The 634-nt window shown below is 63.2% G+C and carries 1 pseudogene; it reads left to right on the plus strand.

The annotated features are described in order from the left end of the window. Positions 1-634: pseudogene (locus tag CRD60_RS08315) on the plus strand (hypothetical protein); the annotation flags it as partial.

Genomic DNA, 634 nt, shown 5'->3' on the forward strand with positions numbered 1-634 from the left:
GTCCAAACACCTGGTCGCCCAGGCCAAGGTCCTGTATGGGAAGCGTGAGCAGGAGCTGGGTGCGGACCCCATGCGCCAGCTGGAGCGTCAGGTGGTCCTGTCCGTCCTGGACCAGAAATGGCGTGAACACCTCTATGAGATGGATTATCTGAAGGACGGCATCGGTCTGCGCGGCATGGGGCAGCGCGACCCCCTGGTCGAGTACCAGCGGGAGGGCTTCCAGATGTACAACTCCATGATCGATGCAATCAAGGAGGAATCCGTCCAGCTCCTATACAACGTCGACCTGGAGCAGGTGGCGGAATCGACGCGGGCAAGGGCTCAGGCTAAGCAGGAGCAGGAGAACGGCGCGGACGAGGACGAAGACATCGACTACCAGGCTCCCTCCGATCCGGATGCTGTCGATGAGGACTCGGATGTAGCGGCAGCGGCGCAGGAAACGGATGGCGCCCGGACCGGAAGTTCGGACGAGGCGGGAGATGGTGGCGTAGGGCCCGAGCCCACGAGACCGAGGCGGGTGTCGGAGGCCGTCGGCGGGAGGGAAAAAAAAACACGCAGGAGGGGAACCTGCTGTAGGGAGGAGAAGGAATGTCTCGCGGGAGGGAAGGGGACTTGTGGGCCTGTCGTCTCAGGG

Origin of the sequence: Bifidobacterium aemilianum (assembly GCF_003315635.1) — a bacterium.
In the GTDB taxonomy this organism is placed as follows: Bacteria; Actinomycetota; Actinomycetes; order Actinomycetales; family Bifidobacteriaceae; genus Bifidobacterium; species Bifidobacterium aemilianum.